The 16,308-nt window shown below is 53.9% G+C and carries 22 protein-coding genes; 9 read left to right on the top strand and 13 right to left on the bottom strand.

Going from position 1 to position 16,308, the window contains the following annotated elements; all coding sequences use genetic code 11:
* Positions 1–30: 30 nt before the first annotated feature.
* A complete protein-coding gene (locus QBD29_RS04865) occupies positions 31–480 on the bottom strand; it encodes a DUF4396 domain-containing protein (protein WP_280100192.1) in 450 nt (149 codons plus the stop codon).
* A gap of 67 nt (positions 481–547) precedes the next feature.
* Here QBD29_RS04865 and cueR point away from each other — a divergent pair, with 67 nt between their 5' ends.
* Complete coding sequence (gene cueR / locus QBD29_RS04860) at positions 548–943, top strand: Cu(I)-responsive transcriptional regulator (protein WP_280100191.1); 396 nt, start codon at positions 548–550, stop codon at positions 941–943.
* A complete protein-coding gene (locus tag QBD29_RS04855) occupies positions 940–1,440 on the top strand; it encodes a hypothetical protein (protein ID WP_280100190.1) in 501 nt (166 codons plus the stop codon). The genes cueR and QBD29_RS04855 overlap by 4 nt, the downstream gene beginning before the upstream one ends.
* On the opposite strand, the gene QBD29_RS04850 is transcribed toward QBD29_RS04855, so the two are convergent.
* From QBD29_RS04850 to QBD29_RS04835, 4 genes are all read right to left on the bottom strand, one after another.
* Positions 1,437–2,297 carry a phytanoyl-CoA dioxygenase family protein gene (locus QBD29_RS04850; protein WP_280100189.1) on the bottom strand — a complete coding sequence of 287 codons (861 nt, stop codon included), beginning with the start codon at positions 2,295–2,297 and terminating at the stop codon, positions 1,437–1,439. The genes QBD29_RS04855 and QBD29_RS04850 overlap by 4 nt on opposite strands.
* A gap of 83 nt (positions 2,298–2,380) precedes the next feature.
* Positions 2,381–3,367 carry an NAD(P)H-quinone oxidoreductase gene (locus QBD29_RS04845; RefSeq protein ID WP_280100188.1) on the bottom strand — a complete coding sequence of 329 codons (987 nt, stop codon included), beginning with the start codon at positions 3,365–3,367 and terminating at the stop codon, positions 2,381–2,383.
* Positions 3,364–4,239, bottom strand: a complete 876-nt coding sequence (locus tag QBD29_RS04840; RefSeq protein ID WP_280100187.1) for a branched-chain amino acid aminotransferase — start codon at positions 4,237–4,239, stop codon at positions 3,364–3,366. Before QBD29_RS04840 ends, QBD29_RS04845 begins: the two co-directional genes overlap by 4 nt.
* A 34-nt stretch (positions 4,240–4,273) precedes the next feature.
* A complete protein-coding gene (locus QBD29_RS04835) occupies positions 4,274–4,987 on the bottom strand; it encodes a COQ9 family protein (protein WP_280100186.1) in 714 nt (237 codons plus the stop codon).
* Positions 4,988–5,108: 121 nt separating this feature from the next.
* Here QBD29_RS04835 and rpsU point away from each other — a divergent pair, with 121 nt between their 5' ends.
* Positions 5,109–5,315, top strand: coding sequence for a 30S ribosomal protein S21 (gene rpsU, locus QBD29_RS04830; RefSeq protein WP_069298912.1), 207 nt, complete (start codon positions 5,109–5,111; stop codon positions 5,313–5,315).
* Positions 5,316–5,688: 373 nt separating this feature from the next.
* Here the strand turns inward: rpsU and QBD29_RS04825 are convergent, their stop codons facing one another.
* On the bottom strand, positions 5,689–6,267 hold the full coding sequence (locus QBD29_RS04825) for a YqgE/AlgH family protein (protein WP_280100185.1): 579 nt from the start codon (positions 6,265–6,267) through the stop codon (positions 5,689–5,691).
* A gap of 205 nt (positions 6,268–6,472) precedes the next feature.
* On the opposite strand from QBD29_RS04825, the gene QBD29_RS04820 reads away from it, so the two are divergent.
* Complete coding sequence (locus QBD29_RS04820; protein WP_280100184.1) at positions 6,473–7,279, top strand: protein-disulfide reductase DsbD domain-containing protein; 807 nt, start codon at positions 6,473–6,475, stop codon at positions 7,277–7,279.
* Positions 7,280–7,286: 7 nt separating this feature from the next.
* Here QBD29_RS04820 and QBD29_RS04815 read toward each other — a convergent pair whose 3' ends face one another.
* The 7 genes from QBD29_RS04815 to QBD29_RS04785 all read right to left on the bottom strand — a co-directional run bounded on the left by QBD29_RS04815 (position 7,287) and on the right by QBD29_RS04785 (position 12,072).
* Positions 7,287–7,664, bottom strand: a complete 378-nt coding sequence (locus QBD29_RS04815; protein ID WP_280100183.1) for a DUF805 domain-containing protein — start codon at positions 7,662–7,664, stop codon at positions 7,287–7,289.
* A 77-nt stretch (positions 7,665–7,741) separates the two neighbouring features.
* Positions 7,742–8,140 (bottom strand): DUF805 domain-containing protein, encoded by a 399-nt coding sequence (locus QBD29_RS04810; RefSeq protein ID WP_280100182.1) that lies wholly within the window; start codon positions 8,138–8,140, stop codon positions 7,742–7,744.
* A gap of 53 nt (positions 8,141–8,193) precedes the next feature.
* Positions 8,194–8,802, bottom strand: a complete 609-nt coding sequence (plsY, locus tag QBD29_RS04805) for a glycerol-3-phosphate 1-O-acyltransferase PlsY (protein WP_280100181.1) — start codon at positions 8,800–8,802, stop codon at positions 8,194–8,196.
* Complete coding sequence (gene pyrC / locus QBD29_RS04800; RefSeq protein WP_280100180.1) at positions 8,789–10,066, bottom strand: dihydroorotase; 1,278 nt, start codon at positions 10,064–10,066, stop codon at positions 8,789–8,791. The genes plsY and pyrC overlap by 14 nt, the downstream gene beginning before the upstream one ends.
* Complete coding sequence (locus tag QBD29_RS04795; protein WP_280100179.1) at positions 10,063–10,458, bottom strand: hypothetical protein; 396 nt, start codon at positions 10,456–10,458, stop codon at positions 10,063–10,065. Before QBD29_RS04795 ends, pyrC begins: the two co-directional genes overlap by 4 nt.
* The gene (locus QBD29_RS04790; protein ID WP_280100178.1) at positions 10,455–11,411 is read right to left on the bottom strand and encodes an aspartate carbamoyltransferase catalytic subunit; all 957 of its coding nucleotides are present in this window, start codon (positions 11,409–11,411) and stop codon (positions 10,455–10,457) included. Before QBD29_RS04790 ends, QBD29_RS04795 begins: the two co-directional genes overlap by 4 nt.
* A gap of 85 nt (positions 11,412–11,496) precedes the next feature.
* A complete protein-coding gene (locus QBD29_RS04785) occupies positions 11,497–12,072 on the bottom strand; it encodes a hypothetical protein (RefSeq protein ID WP_280100177.1) in 576 nt (191 codons plus the stop codon).
* A gap of 168 nt (positions 12,073–12,240) precedes the next feature.
* Between QBD29_RS04785 and QBD29_RS04780 the strand changes: the two genes are divergently transcribed.
* The 5 genes from QBD29_RS04780 to QBD29_RS04760 all read left to right on the top strand — a co-directional run bounded on the left by QBD29_RS04780 (position 12,241) and on the right by QBD29_RS04760 (position 16,305).
* Complete coding sequence (locus tag QBD29_RS04780) at positions 12,241–13,029, top strand: uracil-DNA glycosylase (RefSeq protein ID WP_280100176.1); 789 nt, start codon at positions 12,241–12,243, stop codon at positions 13,027–13,029.
* Complete coding sequence (locus QBD29_RS04775) at positions 13,026–13,619, top strand: metallophosphoesterase (protein ID WP_280100175.1); 594 nt, start codon at positions 13,026–13,028, stop codon at positions 13,617–13,619. The genes QBD29_RS04780 and QBD29_RS04775 overlap by 4 nt, the downstream gene beginning before the upstream one ends.
* Positions 13,620–14,150, top strand: a complete 531-nt coding sequence (gene moaB, locus QBD29_RS04770; protein WP_280100174.1) for a molybdenum cofactor biosynthesis protein B — start codon at positions 13,620–13,622, stop codon at positions 14,148–14,150.
* Positions 14,147–14,596 (top strand): NUDIX hydrolase, encoded by a 450-nt coding sequence (locus QBD29_RS04765; RefSeq protein ID WP_280100173.1) that lies wholly within the window; start codon positions 14,147–14,149, stop codon positions 14,594–14,596. Before moaB ends, QBD29_RS04765 begins: the two co-directional genes overlap by 4 nt.
* Positions 14,597–14,676: 80 nt before the next feature.
* Complete coding sequence (locus QBD29_RS04760; RefSeq protein WP_280100172.1) at positions 14,677–16,305, top strand: HlyD family efflux transporter periplasmic adaptor subunit; 1,629 nt, start codon at positions 14,677–14,679, stop codon at positions 16,303–16,305.
* The last annotated feature ends 3 nt before the right edge of the window (positions 16,306–16,308 follow it).

Raw genomic sequence — 16,308 nt, 5'->3', positions numbered from 1 at the left:
CTGAGCCACAACACTGGCTAAGGTATCATCTTACCCGCAACAGGCTTTGCCCAGTGCTTTTAGCCGCCAGTAATTATACGGCAACGGCGTTATAAACCCTGCCAATAACATGATCGGCATCACCCACCACGTCAGCTTAGCGCCCCCTGTCAGCAGGTAATCCGTCAGGTTCATCGCAGCTTCCATCGACACCATAGAAATCAACGACATGCCAATGGCTGTGCGAAACGCCGCGCGCAATTCCATTTGCCGCGCCATTATGATTGTTTCGAGCGCGATAGACGTCAAAATCCCATTTAAAATCGCCAGCGACATGATCGCCAGCGTTGGCCACGGAATGCCTGTGAACTGAAAAAACGCAATCGTGCCGATATCCCCAATGGAACACCCGATCAAACACCACATCGTGTTATAAGATGCCGTGCCCCATTTCGGCCAATCGGTCCAATTTGTTGTGCGAATTGTATCAATAGCAACCATTGAAATGGTCCTTTGCTGAGTCTCTGCCAACCCTGTATAAAGGTTCCAGCAACTAGAAGGTCAAGCCATGTATACCATAGGCGCTGCGGCAAAACGCACAGATATGCCCACAAAAACCATCCGCTACTACGCGGATATCGGCCTTGTCACGCCCGAAGAACGCTCCGACAAAGGCTATCGTCTTTATGATGACCGTGCCTTGCGTCGGCTTATCTTTGTGCGCCGCGCGCGCGCTTTTGGCTTTTCCATTGAAACTTGCCGCACTTTGCTTGCGCTTTATACCGATCAATCGCGCTCTTCTGCGGATGTGAAATCCATCGCGCTCGATCACTTGGCAGAAATCGACGAAAAATTGCGCGAACTACAAACCCTGCGCGATGAACTGTCCCATTTGGCCGACAGTTGCGCAGGCGATGAACGGGCGGACTGCCCAATCCTCAGCGCGCTTGGCAACACTTCATGACAGGTGCAAACGATCCCATTCGCCAATTACAAAGCACAATCGATACACTCTGGCAGAAAGCTGACAACGGCCCTGCCGTGACAGTGGCTACCATTCGCTCAGACGATGGCAGCCCGCACGTGGAACCCACTACTACGGGTTATGACATCGTCATCACCGAACGGGGCAGCGAGCAGCAACGCTTCGCGAACCTCAACCTCCACGAAGCCGCCCGTTGGTATCTGCACGGCATGGCCGTCGCACACGCCCAGAATGCCGAATTGGCCCACAGAACCCAACCAGAAACACCAGCGTTCACGCCAAACGGCTTAAAAGACACAGGCTATTCCCGCTGGAACTGGATGGCCCCGACCATTCAAACAATGCAAGGTTTCAGCCCAGAATTGGGTCAATGGGCACAAGATTATTATGCCGCAGTCTTTGTGAATTACCCGCTAGAGGATTATGAAATCCGCAACGCAAAATACGCGCTTTTGCCAAATACCCACACAGGCTAACCCTGCTCCTGCTGCGCAAAGAAACTCGTGTCTTTCGGAACTTCTGGCAACGCCATCTCATACGGAGTGCATCGCACCCGCCCTGATGCTTCTCCGCGCACAACCTCGTGGGTCAGCGTGCTTGGCAAATGGTTCGGGCTCAACTCAATCGCGTCCTCCGCATAATATGTAGAAATATAAAGTGTGCGCGGCGCACCCGACTGATTTGGCGCAGACCCATGCAACAATCGCGCGTGCATCAGACAAACCGACCCCGCCTTACCTGTACACATCACCGCATTTCCGACGTGTTCATCTTTCACCGCATCCGCAACGGCCCCCGTAAACCGCCCACCATGCCAATGAGAATAAATCGGCCCTGTGTGCGTGCCAGGTACCACCTCCAAAGGACCATTTTCCAGCGTCACATCATCTACAAACAACAAACAGGTAATGATGTCGTCATTCGTCATCGGCTGAAACGGAAAGTCTTGGTGAAACTTAACCTCTGTTGCCGTACCCGGCAGCTTGGAATTCACCTTACCATGATGAAACCGCAGGTTTGGGCCAATCAGCTCTGCACACATATCGACTGTTCGTGCAGTGCGCATCACATCCGCATACACATCAGACACTTCCTCGGGCGATTGAACGCGCCGCAACCCTGGAACCTCGGCGCTGTGCCCTGGCTGCAGATCAAACCGCGGACGCCCATCCATGGTTTCCCCATAGTCTTCCGTATGATTTCGGCTTTCTTCAACCCAACCCGCAAACACATCGCGCAAAGCCGCCAGTTGTTCCGCCGTCACCGCATCTTCAACAACCAACACACCGTCACGCCAGAATTGATCTTTTTGATCTTGCGTAAGTATTGTCATGGATGCGTCCTCTCAAATTCACAGCAGTTAAAGCTATGATCTTGGCAACAGAACGTCCTGTCTTGTTCAGAAACGACGCGACCTCAAACCACCAAAACAATCTTGCCGATATGCTTTGACGTTTCCATCTTCGTGTGGGCCGCTGCGGCCTCGGCCAGCGGGAATGTGCTGTCCATCACAGGCGCAATCGTACCGTCCGCCAACATCGGCCAGATGTTTTCTTCCAATTCCCGTGCAATGGCCGCCTTGGCCTCATCGCTTTGCGGGCGCAGCGTGGACCCTGTAATCGTCAGGCGTTTCACCATGACTTGGGCAAAATTCAACTCTGCTTTCGGCCCACCAAGGAACGCGATTTGCACCAAACGCCCGCCAAGGGCCATCGCCTTCACATTGCGCGGAATATAGTCGCCACCGACCATATCAAGGATCACATCAATGCCCTTACCGTCGGTCTCGGCCTTCATCACCTCCACGAAATCTTCTTCGCGGTAATTGATTGCCCGTTCTGCGCCCAATTCCACACATTTCGCACATTTTTCAGCCGATCCGGCCGTTGCAAACACCCGCGCACCCGCTTTGGCAGCCAATTGAATCGCAGTAGTGCCGATCCCAGATGATCCGCCATGTACCAAGAAAACTTCACCCGCTTTCAATCCACCGCGCATGAATACGTTTGAATACACAGTGTAATAGGTTTCACACAGGGCCGCCGCTTGCACCATGTCCAAACCCTTGGGCACAGGCAGCGCGTGATCCGCAGGCGTGGTCACATATTCCGCGTACCCCCCACCGGGCAGCAGGGCGCAGACCTCATCTCCTACGGCCCAGCGCGTTACACCCGCACCCACCGCCGCAACGGTTCCCGAACATTCTAATCCTGGCAAATCAGACGCTCCTTTCGGCGGGTCATAGGCCCCTGCCCGCTGCAACGCATCTGGCCGATTAACCCCTGCTGCAATCACTTTGATCAGAATGTCGCCATGTCCCACCTCTGGAATATCCCGCGTGGCAGGCACCAACACCTCGGGTCCACCGGGTTTTGAAATTTCAACAACGTTCATCTTGGTCATAGCTCTATTCTCTCATATTTTGTGTGGGCAAAATCCCAATACAATTCTCGTACGCGTCGGGTCATCGGGCCGTAATTCAAGTTCCGCTCATCCAGCGCCGTCACGGGCAAAACCTTCGCCGCATTGCCAGTGAAGAAAATTTCGTCCGCATCGCGGAAATCGTCCACGGTTAGGGAGACCTCATCCACCGTATACCCATCGGCGCGCAGCAAACCCATGACCCGTCGCCGTGTCACGCCGTTTAAAAACGTACCATTGTGAACAGGTGTACGCACCACGCCATCTTTAACCAGAAACACATTGGAAGAGGCCGATTCCGCCACATGATCCTCCAAATCCAACGACAGCGCGTTTTTAAACCCGCGCGACTTTGCCTCTGTCATGATCCGCGCATTGTTGGGATACAAACACGCCGCCTTTGCACTGGTCAGCGCCGTGCGCGGATCAGGGCGGCGAAACGGTGAAACCGTGATCGGCATATCCCCTGTATCGGGCATCGCAATCTTTTCCAGACAGATGGCGAACTTCGTTGAGTCTGGGTCTGCTTCCATAATGCCAGGCAAACAATCCGTCGACCACATCATCGGGCGCAAATAAAACGCCTCTTCGGACCGAAGCCGCTTGACCCCTTCGCGCACCAGCGCCTCAATTTCTTCGGCTGTAACAGGTGCTTTCATCCCCATGGTTCGCGCCGAGGCAACCACCCGTTCGCAGTGATGGGCCAGATCGGGCATCACCCCTTCAAAAAACCGCGCACCGTCAAACACCATATTTCCATGCCACATAGAATGGTCGGCAGCACCCAAAATGGCCGTGTTCCCTTCGGTCCATTCCCCCTTGAAAAAGGTCAGTTGTGTGTCGCTCAGCGCCATATGATGTCCTCCACGTCAAAGGACCATTTCACAGCTACTCTTTGGGTGCAACATACCCTGGTAAATCCGTTTGCACCTGCCCGCTTGGCGCTTTGATGTGGTCCAAAACACGGCCAGGCCCCGACATAAACGCCCTCACCAACGGATTTTCCCGCATCTTGGCCTTGGCCACCTCGATCTGCATCACGTTATCGATGCGCCGATCCAGAAATGCCCAAGTGTCCGCGAAACCCTCGCTCTCATCCCCAAGCCAGAACAACAGCACGCTGGAATAAACACCCGCCAAAGTCGCGCGTTTTGTGTACCAATTCACATCTGTGGACGTGTCCCCCAGTGTGTCCCAGATCAGGCCAACTGTGCCCAGAACCAGCCCCGCGCCCTCGCTTGCATTTTGCGGGAGCGCAAACAGGCTCACACCGCGCCGTACCGCCTCACGGTCCACCGCTTCCAACCGTGCGCGCACGCCAAAGGCCACCCGCTCTGAATATCGCATGGAATTCAGATCAGCCCCCTGCATCGCCGCCACCATCGCGCGGTCACCCGCCTTATGATACGCCACAGCGAGATCGAGCCCACCCCGAGGGCACGCCTGTGCCGCCAGCCCCGCATCCACGCCTGAATCTGCAACCGCAGCCTGAAACGTGGCATCGGACCAACCGTCAAACACCACATGCAATTGCGCCGCGTCCAACAGCTTGGCGCGGGTCTCGGACAGGTGTGTTTCTTCGGTCTTTGGCGTGTCGGTCATACGATTCTCCTTGCTGGACAATATAGCATGTCCTTGCTATACGGCCACTTCCTGCACACGAGGCGTGTCAGAGTCCTGATCCGCCTCATGCAAATCAAACTTAGAAAGGTGGTGACCCCACATGCAGGTATCGGTTCGTGACAACAATGTCGATCAGGCGCTTCGCGCCCTGAAGAAAAAACTGCAACGTGAAGGCGTATTTCGCGAAATGAAGCTTCGGCAACATTACGAAAAACCTTCCGTTAAAAAAGCCCGTGAAAAGGCCGAAGCAGTACGCCGCGCGCGCAAGCTCGCTCGTAAGAAACTTCAGCGTGAAGGTATGCTCTAGGATTTTCTAGACGTCCTGAGATCCGAACGGGAACTTCGCATCTGCGAAAATCCCATAGGTCTTTGAAACCCTCGAGCTTGCTCGGGGGTTTTGCTTTTGGATTGCTTGTTTTTCCAAATCTGGGGAAACACTGCAAAAGCCCAACCGCCGAAACGCACAACCACCCTCCCCCGTTAAGCGATGGTTAACCCTGACGCGTTGTCCATGACGCGTGCTGTTAGACGCGTCTTATAAGACGCGTCATGGTTAAGGTTCTGTTAAGGAATACGCAAAGGATACACGAGCCGATACTGACTCGGCGACGCCAGTACATTTTTATTCAGTGCAGATTTTCTAAAAAATTGCGCGCAATAACACGTGTTTGCTCACACCGTTAAGCCCGCCCACCCTCAGCCGACAGCATTCGTGGATCAATGCCCACCGCGCGCATGGCAGCGGTCCATTTTCCATCGTGGTCATCCGAAAACACCAAGGCTGAATTGGCATCACAGGTCAGCCAGCCATTGTCACGGATCTCTCCTTCCAACTGACCCGGCCCCCAGCCCGCATACCCAAGTGCCAGCAAACAGCTCTCAGGACCATGCCCTTGAGAAATATCTTCCAAGATATCCAAGGTGGCGGTCATACCAAACTGATCATCCACATTCATTGTGGCGTCCTGCGTTTCATAATCACGAGAATGCAGCACAAACCCACGCCCGTGTTCCACAGGCCCGCCATAATGCACATCTATCGCCTCAATCGGGCGCTCTGCTTTGATATCCAGCTGCTCCAAAAGATCGCCAAAATTCAGGTCATTGGCGGGTTTGTTCACAATCAACCCCATGGCCCCATCATCCGAATGGGCGCAAACATAAATGACGGAACGATCGAAACGCGGGTCGCCCATCGACGGCATTGCAATCAACAGCTTGCCATCCAGATGTGTTGCCTCTTGATCAAAAACGCTCATGGTGTCCATTCTCGTTGTCACGACCAAAACCCTCGCGGTCGGTCGTCAAACGTCTAATTCCTAAGTGTTAACATGCGGCTGATTCCGAACAGTTTCAACCCTTGCGCACAGAACTGTCACGGCGATATCTCTGAAATGTGACTTTTACTTTGGCTCTGTGCCTCATACTCTGCGGTGGAACCAGAACCATGAATGCAGCGCTCTTATGATCCGTAAAATTTTGCTCTTTTGCCTTGCGATGGGCACGCCTCTGTCGGCGTCTGCGCAGCAGTACAACATTCACAACGTGGCCCGTTTGGATATTTTGCCAGGCTATCCTACATCCAATGGTCACATGATCGCCGCGCATATTCAGTTAAAAGAAGGCTGGAAAACCTATTGGCGGTCCCCCGGTGGCAACGGCATTCCACCCACGTTTAACTGGGCGGGGTCTTCCAACGTGGCCGCCGTCAGCTTTCACTGGCCAGAACCCCGCGTGTTCAATGACAAAAGCGGGCAAACAATCGGGTACAAAGACGAACTGGTTTTACCCATCGGCATCACCCCTCTTAAAAAAGGGGAGCCAATCGCCGTGCAAGGCGAGGTCATCTTTGGCGTCTGCGATGACATCTGCATCCCAGTCAAAGCCAAGTTTTCGCTCAATGTTGCTGGAACAGACAAAGCCAGCCAAGCCGCCATCCGCAATGCCTTGGCCCAAAAGCCAAAGTCCGCAAAATCCGCAGGGGTGCGCTCTGTTCAATGTGATATCACCCCCATCAAAGACGGATTTCGCGTCACAGCCAACATCAATACCCGCAGCGCCTTGCCTGCAGACACGTTCACCGTGGTTGAATTTCCACATCCAGATGTATGGGTTGAACAAGACCGCACATTTTCCAGCGGAACCACCCTAACAGCCAGCGCAAATTTATACGCTTACGGGGATACGCCTATGGTCTTGGATCGCAGCAAAATCACTCTGACTTTGCTCGGTGGCAACCGCGCCATTGAACTGCGCGGTTGCCCTTCGTAACTCAGGCTTAGCTGAATGTATCGCTTACATCGCCGACACCACCCAGTGGGTGAGGACCATACGCGTTGTCGCCCTTGTCGCCTTCGATGATCATCCAATACAGCAAAATCAAACCAGCCAATGGGATTATGGAAATCAGCATCCACCACCCGCTGCGACCAACGTCATGCAAGCGACGCACGGTCACAAACAACATTGGCAACAGGATCGCGAGATAGAACAAACCTGTAAAGATAAACAGGCCCGTTGCCGCATCCAGAATAGATGTGACAATCACACCGAGGATAACGAACAGGTAGAAATACCAATATTCGGACCGCAAAGCACGGCCATTCCAGTCCACGTATTTTCTGAAACACGTCTTTACTGCTGTTGTGAAATTCATTTTTTTCGTCCTTTTTTTGAACTTACACCTGCGTGGCGCACAATTGCCCCACGCCTTTAAACAAAGCGTTCGGCGTCTTACCGAAACACTTCCCCCAAATCTTCACTGCCTGCACCCAATGGATGTGGACCATAATCGTTATCGCCTTGATCGCCTTCGATGATCAACCAATACAACAGAACGAAAATCCCAATAATGGTGAACACAATCAACTGCCACCAGCCAGACCGACCAACATCATGCAAACGACGCGTGGTTACAAAGATGGTTGGCAACAACGTGGCCAGCGAAAACAGCGTGTCCAGAATCCCGCCACTTTCAAAAGAATAGCCAAAGATCACTGCATCAAGGATCGACAGCAAAATGCTCGCAATAAAGGTAAACAGCGTCCACCACCAAAATTCGGATCGCAAGGCCCGCCCGTGCCAATCTACATATTTGGCAAAACAAGTTTTAACTGCTGTTACAAAATCCATGCTCGAAATCCCCTAACGATTTTTGACGATTCTGAGCGATCACGCTTCTGTGATCAAGCCTTTTTACCGATTTTCGGCTCTGAACCAGCAATAATTCGGCCAATGTTGCTGCGATGACTCCACCAGATCAGCAGGGCAAGCACCGCCGTTAGAACGAAGCCAACGGGATAGCCAAACAAAAAACACCAAATTGGTGTACACAGCGCACTAACCAGCGCCGCCGCCGATGACATGCGCCCGATAACAGCCGCGGCCAGCCACGTCATACAGGCCGCGAACCCCACAGGGAACGACAACGCTAGCACCAGCCCAAGAAATGTTGCCACGCCCTTGCCGCCCTGAAATTTCAGCCACACAGGGAACAGATGCCCCAAAAACGCAGCTAAACCCGCAATTTGCGCGGCCGCTTCGCCAAACATCGCGCGTGCAATCAACACCGCAACCGCGCCCTTGCCTGCATCAAACGCCAATGTCAGAAATGCCGCCGTCTTGTTGCCTGTGCGCAAAACATTTGTTGCCCCAATATTACCCGATCCAATATCGCGCAAATTGCCAAGGCCCATGATCCGTGCCAATACCATCCCAAACGGGATTGACCCCAGCACGTAGCCGCAGATCGCAACCAGCAGCCCTTGCATCACGGTGATATCAATCTCTGGCATAAACCTGATCCCCATTTACAAAAGTGCGCAAAACCGCCCCTTGCATTCGTCGTTCATCAAACGGCGTATTTTTGCAGCGCGATTTCAGCGCAAAACGATCCATCACAAACGGCTTATCAGGATCAAACACCACCAAATCCGCAGGCGCGCCCTCGGCCAAACGCCCGCCATCCAAACCCAACAGTTTTGCAGGGTTCAACGACAACGCCTTCCACAAAGTTGCCAAATCCATATGCCCTGCATGCACCAATGACATGGCCGCAGGCAGCAACGTTTCTAAACCAACGGCCCCGCTCGCCGCTTCTTCAAACGGCAGGCGTTTGCTTTCCTCGTCCTGTGGCGTGTGCATGGAACTGATAATATCAATCAACCCCGCGCCCACCGCATCAGCCATGGCCACACGATCTTCTTCAGGGCGCAGTGGTGGTTTCACTTTGAAAAAGGTGCGGTATCCGTCGATGTCCAACTCATTCAGCGTCAAATGGTGGATCGAAACCCCAGCCGTTACAGGCAATCCTGCCGCCTTCGCCCGCTCCAAAACAGGCAGGCTCACAGCCGCCGAAAGCTGATCCAGGTGATAAGTCACGCCCGTCATCTCGACCATTGCCATATCGCGTTCCAGCTGCATGCGTTCAGCCATTACACTGACGGCAGGCAACCCCAGTTTACTCGCAAACGGACCCGAAGTGGCACAGGCCCCGTCCGACATCACAGGTTCCTGCGCATGGCCAATCACCACGGCGCCCATCATCTGCGCATAGCTCAGGCATCGGCCAAAAATCTTGTTGTTGCGGTTCACAAAATCACAATCGGTAAAGGCCACAGCCCCCGCATCCATCAGAAACCCGATTTCGGCCATTTCTTGGCCTGCACGGTCCTTTGTTAGCGCCGCCATCGGCAACACCTTCACCTTGCAGACATCCGCCGCTCGCCGCGCTGCAAATTGCAACGTTTCAGGGCTATCAACCGCAGGCTCCGTATCGGGCCGCACAACCATCGTCGTGACACCCCCCGCCGCTGCGGCGTCACCAGCCGTGCGAAAACTCTCTTTATGCCGCTCGCCAGGCTCGCAAACCTTAACGCCAATATCAATGATCCCAGGGGCAAGGCACTTACCGGCGCAATCGATCACCTCAGCCGCCTTAGGCAGCGCATCCACGTCACTGAAAACCCGCGCAATCTGCCCGTCTTCAATTAGAACGCTTCCAAAGCGCTCGCCATTTTCAGGATCAATCAATCGGGCATTCGTCAGCAAAACGGTCATCGGCCAAGCCTCCAAACTTCGATCACTAGCGCAGGGAAATCAACACCAGAGGCCCAAACACAAACGCTCACGTTACCATAACCAGACACAATTTGTTCTGACAAAAACGGCCCTACTGAATTGGCACGAAACATGCCTGCCATTTGCGCACGCGCTGATTTGGACTGGAATGTAAAATCGGTTTCATCACCGTCGTCGCGGTGGCGATTATTATGAAAATTCGCCCGCTCATTTTGAATGACCTGCGCCACAGTTGTCAGGCGCGCGCCCTTGGAATTGTGACGATCCGCATCCGAAATAACCGTGCAATACTGATCGTCATACGATCCCGCAAAAACAGGCCCAACGCCGCCAAACACAACAGCAAAACACAGCGTTAACGCCCGCATCATACCATCACCCCTTGCTCATTCGCCGCCTTTCGCCGCCCGCGCACCAACAATTCCATCGCGGCCATACGCACTGCAACACCCATCTCCACCTGCTCCTGAATAACCGAACGGCTCAGATCATCCGCAATTTCGCCGTCGATCTCTACACCACGATTCATCGGGCCAGGGTGCATCACAATCGCATCGTCTTTCGCATAAGACAGCTTTTCAGCCGTTAGCCCCCAACGATGGTAATATTCCCGTGGCGACGGGATAAATGCCCCATCCATCCGTTCCCGTTGCAGACGCAGCATCATCACCACATCCACACCTTCTAACCCTTCGGCCATGTCATCAAAAACTTCGACGCCAAACTGGTCGATCCCGCTTGGCAACAACGTCTTGGGCGCAATCAAACGAATGCGGCTCTCCATTTTGTTCAGTAAGAAAATATTGCTCCGTGCCACACGGCTGTGCGCAATATCCCCACAAATCGCCACGCTCAGACGGTGCAACCGCCCTTTGGCTCGGCGAATGGTCAGCGCATCCAGCAAGGCCTGTGTGGGGTGTTCGTGCCGCCCATCGCCCCCGTTCAACACCGCGCAATTTACCTTCTCGCTCAGCAATTCTACCGCGCCAGAATTCGGGTGACGCACCACCAGCAAATCAGGGTTCATCGCGTTCAGCGTCAACGCTGTATCAATCAGCGTCTCCCCCTTTTTGATGGAACTGGCCCCCATCGCCATGTTCATCACATCCGCCCCAAGCCGCTTGCCCGCAATCTCAAAGGATGCCTGCGTGCGTGTTGAATTCTCAAAGAACATGTTGATCTGCGTCATCCCCACCAAAGCATCCGTGCGCTTATGGGGTTGGCGGTTCAACGCCACATACTGTTCAGCCAGATCAAGAATGGAAACAATGTCATCGCGGGACAGGTTTTCTATCCCCAAAAGGTGCTTGGCGGTGAACGTCATGGCCTAACCTCTTCGCTGACTTCGCGTGCTTATAGGGGGCGTGCAGGCGTGAAACAACCCTGCATCAGCCCCCAAATGGATCGGCTCAAAACTCTTTCATGCCTTTGATATCCATCGCTTCGAAATAGGCCAGCATATCTTCATGCGTTGCATTGCCTTCCATTTGGACGAAAAAACGATTGTCGACCATGGCTTGCAAACCACCGTCTTTGTTCAAAAGCACCTTTTGGCGTTTGATCCGTTTCACTTTACCCATCTGCGCCAGCACCGCAGGGTTGCCCAACTGCGCCGCCATCATCGCAATCATCGGGGATTCCGCCATGATTTGCAGATCAAGCTTAGTGCCATCTTCTTTGCGATACCGCGCTTGCACCAACGTACCTCCGCCCATCATTGCCATGGCCGCTGCATTGTCCGATCCATCGCTGTCTTCACGGGTCCACCCAGCCAAAGCATCAGGCAACACTTCCTCCAAGGTTCCAGATCGTTTCTGACTTAACAGCGTGCGCGTGTATTCCACGATTTCCATCGTTTCTTGGATTTCGCCCTCTTCATAGGCGGCAATCGCTTCTTTCAAATTATCTAAAATCTCATCCGCCTTGGCGGCCCCCATACTCAACGCAAATGCGCAAACGGTGCTGGTTACAATGCGATATGACATGATCTCTCCTTTAAAAAACTCTGAACATTCTACCACAGCCTGCGTCACAAATCAGTGGGAAACATCACACACCCCTACCCTCTCGCCCGTGCAGAATTTCCGCAGATCATCCGCAGAAATCCCGCGCGCTGTCTTTGCCTCTGATTTCTTTCCTGCTATCCAAGTTCCATGGATTCCTTTTCCGCCCTTACCGCCCTTGATTGGCACATCGAACTCGGCGCGGACGAGGCGATTGGCGATACGCCTGTGAACCGCTATGAACAGGCAGTACAACCCGCCAAAGGCCCAATTCCAAAGACGGGACCCAACAGCAACATCAAACCTATTGATGTGATGCCTGTCATTCCGCAGGTCCAAGAAGCTGGCGAAGATATCGCGCGTATCCTTGCGGCCCGCTGTGATGACCTTGAAACCCTGCGCAACACCATTGCCACTTTCGAACACTGCGCCTTGAAAAAAGGCGCGCGCAATCTGGTGTTTTCAGATGGCAACCCAGCCGCGCGTATCATGGTGATCGGCGAAGCGCCGGGACGCGACGAAGATCAGATCGGCAAACCCTTTGTGGGACGTGCGGGCCAACTGCTCGACAAAATGTTCGCCGCCATCGACATGGATCGAAATGGCACAGGCGATTCTGCACTTTATATCACCAACGTCATGCCTTGGCGCCCGCCGCAAAACCGCGATCCCAGTGACGAAGAAATCACAATGATGATGCCGTTCTTGGAACGCCACATCGCCATTGCGAACCCTGACATCCTTGTGCCCATGGGCAACATTGCCTGCAAAGCGATCCTTGGCAAAACGGGTATCACGCGCATTCGCGGCCACTGGACCGAAGCTTTTGGCAAACCCGTCCTGCCCATGTTCCACCCTGCAGGCGTGCTGCGCGATCCCCTGAAGAAACGCGATTGCTGGGCGGACCTGCTTTCGCTCAAGACACGATTAAAGACATGAAAATACTCGCATTCTCCGATCTACACAGCGACATGGCAGCCACGACACAGTTGGTCAAAGCCAGCGCCGAAGCGGACCTTGTGATCATCGCAGGCGATTTTTGTAACTATCACAAAGACCTCGCCGCCTCCGTTGCGCCTTTGGCCGACATCCCCTGCCCCGTGTTGGCTGTTCCCGGCAATCACGAAACCATTGATGAACTGACCGCAGCCGCGCCCAAAAACATCACCATTTTGCACGGCCAATCCCACGCCATTGGCAGCCTCACATTCTTCGGCATCGGCTACGGCGTCCCCGTGACCCCCTTTGGCGATTGGTCCTGCGATCTGTCTGAGTCAGAGGCCACAGAAATGCTTGAAAACTGCCACCAAGTAGACGTCCTCATTAGTCACTCGCCCCCAAAAGGCATCGCCGATACCACCTCTGGCGGCATCAGCGTCGGTTCCACCGCGGTACGTGCAGCCACAGAACGGCTCAAACCGAAACTTTTGTTGTGTGGCCACATCCACGAAGCATGGGGCCAAACGGGCAAGATCGAAGACACACATGTGCAAAACCTTGGCCCCAACGCCAACTGGTTCGAGGTATAAATGACCGACCGACAATTCATTCCCATCCGCATCGCCGTTCTTACGGTTTCGGACACACGTCAGCTCTCTGACGATAAGTCAGGACAAACACTTGTGGATCGCATAACGGGCGACAATCACATCCTTGCGGATCGCAAAATCCTGCCAGATGAACGGGATCAAATCGCCGCCCAACTGCGCGCATGGTGTGCTGATCCGAATGTGGACGCAGTGATCTCCACAGGCGGCACAGGTCTAACAGGACGCGACATCACCGTCGAAGCCCACCGCGATGTGTATGAAAAAGAAATCGACGCGTTTTCAACCTATTTCACCATGATCTCTGCGGATAAAATCGGCACCTCTGCCATCCAGTCCCGCGCTTGCGCTGGCGTTGCCGATGGCACGTACCTTTTCGCCCTGCCAGGCTCCCCCGGGGCCTGCAAAGACGGTTGGGATCAAATTCTGCGATATCAGCTCGATTACCGCCACATGCCCTGCAATTTTGTAGAAATCATGCCCCGCCTTGATGAACACCAACGCCGCAAATGACCGAAACTTTTCCAACCCTCACCGATTGGAACCCCAGCTCTGTACGGGCCGCAGGCGTTATCTTGCGCGACCAAAACGACCGCATCCTGCTGCAACTGCGTGACATAAATGAACGCACAATCGGCCCTGGCCTTTGGTCCTTTTTCGGCGGTCATGTGGAAGGGGACGAAGATATCAAAACCGCCGCCTTGCGCGAATTTGTCGAAGAAACCTCTCTTACCCTTGATCCTGCAACGCTTGTCCCCGTTGCCCGCGCCCAATCTTACCGTGGAACGCAGCTTTACGCCTACACGGCAAAACGCATAACAGACCCCGCAGAAATCCGCCTTGGCGAAGGAGCAGGCTTTGCATTTTTGACACCAGATCAAATCCGCACACTTCCCCTTCTTCCTGCTGCAGGCACGATCCTGCACCACTTTCTTGATAATATTCGCAATTTTCCGTGAAACTCTTTGGTTTTTCGCGACGGAATGCTAACTTTAGCGCGTATCACTGCTGATACGTGTCACCGAATTAAAGGTCGCCAATGCGTTTTGTTACTCGCAGTTTGATGGGCTTGATGCTCATGTCCTTAACGTTTGCGCTTTTGGCGCTGGCGGGGAACAGCATTTTTTCGGCCTATCAAGCGAAATCTGAAAACAGCTTTGGCAACCGACAAGCCCGCGAACGCGTATTCACGGTTGAGGTGATGGAGGTCACGCTCGGCCCACAAACCCCCGAAATCCAAACCTTTGGCGAAGTCATCTCTGGGCGCACACTTGAACTGCGCGCGGCCGCCACAGGCGAACTGGTTCAAATCTCGGATAATTTCCGCGAAGGGGGCATCGTGAAACAAGGCGAAATCCTGTTTCAAACCGACCCCGCCAATGCGCAATCCCGTGTACTTATCTCTCAGAACGAACTGGCAGAAGCCGAAGCTGACCTTGCGGATGCCCGCCGAAATCTAACCTTGGCACAGGATGAAATCACTGCTGCCGAAAATCAACTGGCTCTGCGCAAAAAGGCAATGGAACGGCAAAACCAATTGCGTTCGCGCGGCGTTGGAACGGACACGGCCATGGAAACCGCAGAACTCGCCACCTCAAGTGCCGAACAATCCTTGTTGGCAAAACGTCTGTCCCTGGCCAACGCACAAGCCACAATCGCGCGTGCTGAAACGCTTGTAGCGCGGCGCAAAATCAGCCTTGATGAAGCATCCCGCCTTTTGGCTGACACCACAGTTAAGGCCGAATTTGACGGGGTTCTTTCGGGCGTGACTGCCGTTTTGGGGCGTCTTGTCAGCGCCAATGAACGCCTTGGCAACCTGATCGACCCCACCGCTTTGGAAATCGCCTTTCGTGTATCAAGCGAAGAATTCCGCGCTCTTGCCAGCGCCGATTTGGAAGCCGCCGAAATTCAAATGTCCCTTGACGAAAACACCGTGTTCACGGGCCAAATTGATCGCGTTTCTGCTGCCGTTGGCGAAGGCAAAACAGGTCGTGAATTGTTTGCCAAAGTCAAAAACGCATCATCCCTGAACATTCAGCCTGGCGATTTCATCAGCGTGTCCGTGCTGGAACCCGCTTTGCAAAACGTTGCTAAAATCCCCGCCGCCGCCGCATCCACAGATGGGGGCGTGCTGATCGTGGGCGAAGGGGACCGCCTCGAAGAAGCCAGCGTTGAAATCCTGCGCTCCTCTGGCAACAGCCTGATCGTACGCGCCGATGATATCGTGGGCCGCCAATTGGTTCTGGCCCGCGCGCCCCAATTGGGCGAAGGCATCCGCGTTTCCCCGCGCGCCCAAGGCAGTGCTAAAATCGAAGCACAGAAAATGATCAAACTGGATGATGCACGCCGCGACAAAATCCTAACGGCCCTGCGCAACAACAAACGCCTGCCCGAAGCAGTGCGCGACCGATTGTTAAAACAATTCGAAAAAGACGAAGTGCCCGCAAACGTGGTCGAACGGGTCGAATCCCGCATGGCAGCTGTGGCCAACGGCACAGCGGATGAAACCGTGGAAATCACCGAAGACCAGCGCAAAGCCATGATCGCCTTTGTTCAGGCAAATGATCGAATGCCCGCTGAAATCAAAACAACTGTTCTGGAACGTTTGAAAGAAAACCGCATCCCGAAACAGATGTATGATCGTATTTCTAAACGCATGGGATCATAATCC

The organism is Amylibacter sp. IMCC11727 (assembly GCF_029854195.1).
Lineage (GTDB): Bacteria > Pseudomonadota > Alphaproteobacteria > Rhodobacterales > Rhodobacteraceae > Amylibacter.
The sequence above is the reverse complement of the archived record's forward strand: the minus strand, read 5'-3'. Positions and strand labels throughout refer to the sequence as shown.

Excerpts from the sequence above, each read along its gene's own strand:
- QBD29_RS04790 (WP_280100178.1), bottom strand. The coding sequence starts at position 11,411 with ATGACGTTCACCGCCAAGCACCTTTTGGGGATAGAAAACCTGTCCCGC.
- QBD29_RS04795 (WP_280100179.1), bottom strand. The coding sequence starts at position 10,458 with ATGATGCGGGCGTTAACGCTGTGTTTTGCTGTTGTGTTTGGCGGCGTT.
- QBD29_RS04855 (WP_280100190.1), top strand. The coding sequence starts at position 940 with ATGACAGGTGCAAACGATCCCATTCGCCAATTACAAAGCACAATCGAT.
- QBD29_RS04765 (WP_280100173.1), top strand. The coding sequence starts at position 14,147 with ATGACCGAAACTTTTCCAACCCTCACCGATTGGAACCCCAGCTCTGTA.
- plsY (WP_280100181.1), bottom strand. The coding sequence starts at position 8,802 with ATGCCAGAGATTGATATCACCGTGATGCAAGGGCTGCTGGTTGCGATC.
- cueR (WP_280100191.1), top strand. The coding sequence starts at position 548 with ATGTATACCATAGGCGCTGCGGCAAAACGCACAGATATGCCCACAAAA.
- QBD29_RS04865 (WP_280100192.1), bottom strand. The coding sequence starts at position 480 with ATGGTTGCTATTGATACAATTCGCACAACAAATTGGACCGATTGGCCG.
- QBD29_RS04825 (WP_280100185.1), bottom strand. The coding sequence starts at position 6,267 with ATGAGCGTTTTTGATCAAGAGGCAACACATCTGGATGGCAAGCTGTTG.
- QBD29_RS04760 (WP_280100172.1), top strand. The coding sequence starts at position 14,677 with ATGCGTTTTGTTACTCGCAGTTTGATGGGCTTGATGCTCATGTCCTTA.
- QBD29_RS04850 (WP_280100189.1), bottom strand. The coding sequence starts at position 2,297 with ATGACAATACTTACGCAAGATCAAAAAGATCAATTCTGGCGTGACGGT.
- QBD29_RS04810 (WP_280100182.1), bottom strand. The coding sequence starts at position 8,140 with ATGGATTTTGTAACAGCAGTTAAAACTTGTTTTGCCAAATATGTAGAT.
- QBD29_RS04840 (WP_280100187.1), bottom strand. The coding sequence starts at position 4,239 with ATGGCGCTGAGCGACACACAACTGACCTTTTTCAAGGGGGAATGGACC.
- rpsU (WP_069298912.1), top strand. The coding sequence starts at position 5,109 with ATGCAGGTATCGGTTCGTGACAACAATGTCGATCAGGCGCTTCGCGCC.
- moaB (WP_280100174.1), top strand. The coding sequence starts at position 13,620 with ATGACCGACCGACAATTCATTCCCATCCGCATCGCCGTTCTTACGGTT.
- QBD29_RS04845 (WP_280100188.1), bottom strand. The coding sequence starts at position 3,367 with ATGACCAAGATGAACGTTGTTGAAATTTCAAAACCCGGTGGACCCGAG.
- QBD29_RS04820 (WP_280100184.1), top strand. The coding sequence starts at position 6,473 with ATGATCCGTAAAATTTTGCTCTTTTGCCTTGCGATGGGCACGCCTCTG.
- QBD29_RS04780 (WP_280100176.1), top strand. The coding sequence starts at position 12,241 with ATGGATTCCTTTTCCGCCCTTACCGCCCTTGATTGGCACATCGAACTC.
- QBD29_RS04815 (WP_280100183.1), bottom strand. The coding sequence starts at position 7,664 with ATGAATTTCACAACAGCAGTAAAGACGTGTTTCAGAAAATACGTGGAC.
- QBD29_RS04775 (WP_280100175.1), top strand. The coding sequence starts at position 13,026 with ATGAAAATACTCGCATTCTCCGATCTACACAGCGACATGGCAGCCACG.
- pyrC (WP_280100180.1), bottom strand. The coding sequence starts at position 10,066 with ATGACCGTTTTGCTGACGAATGCCCGATTGATTGATCCTGAAAATGGC.
- QBD29_RS04835 (WP_280100186.1), bottom strand. The coding sequence starts at position 4,987 with ATGACCGACACGCCAAAGACCGAAGAAACACACCTGTCCGAGACCCGC.
- QBD29_RS04785 (WP_280100177.1), bottom strand. The coding sequence starts at position 12,072 with ATGTCATATCGCATTGTAACCAGCACCGTTTGCGCATTTGCGTTGAGT.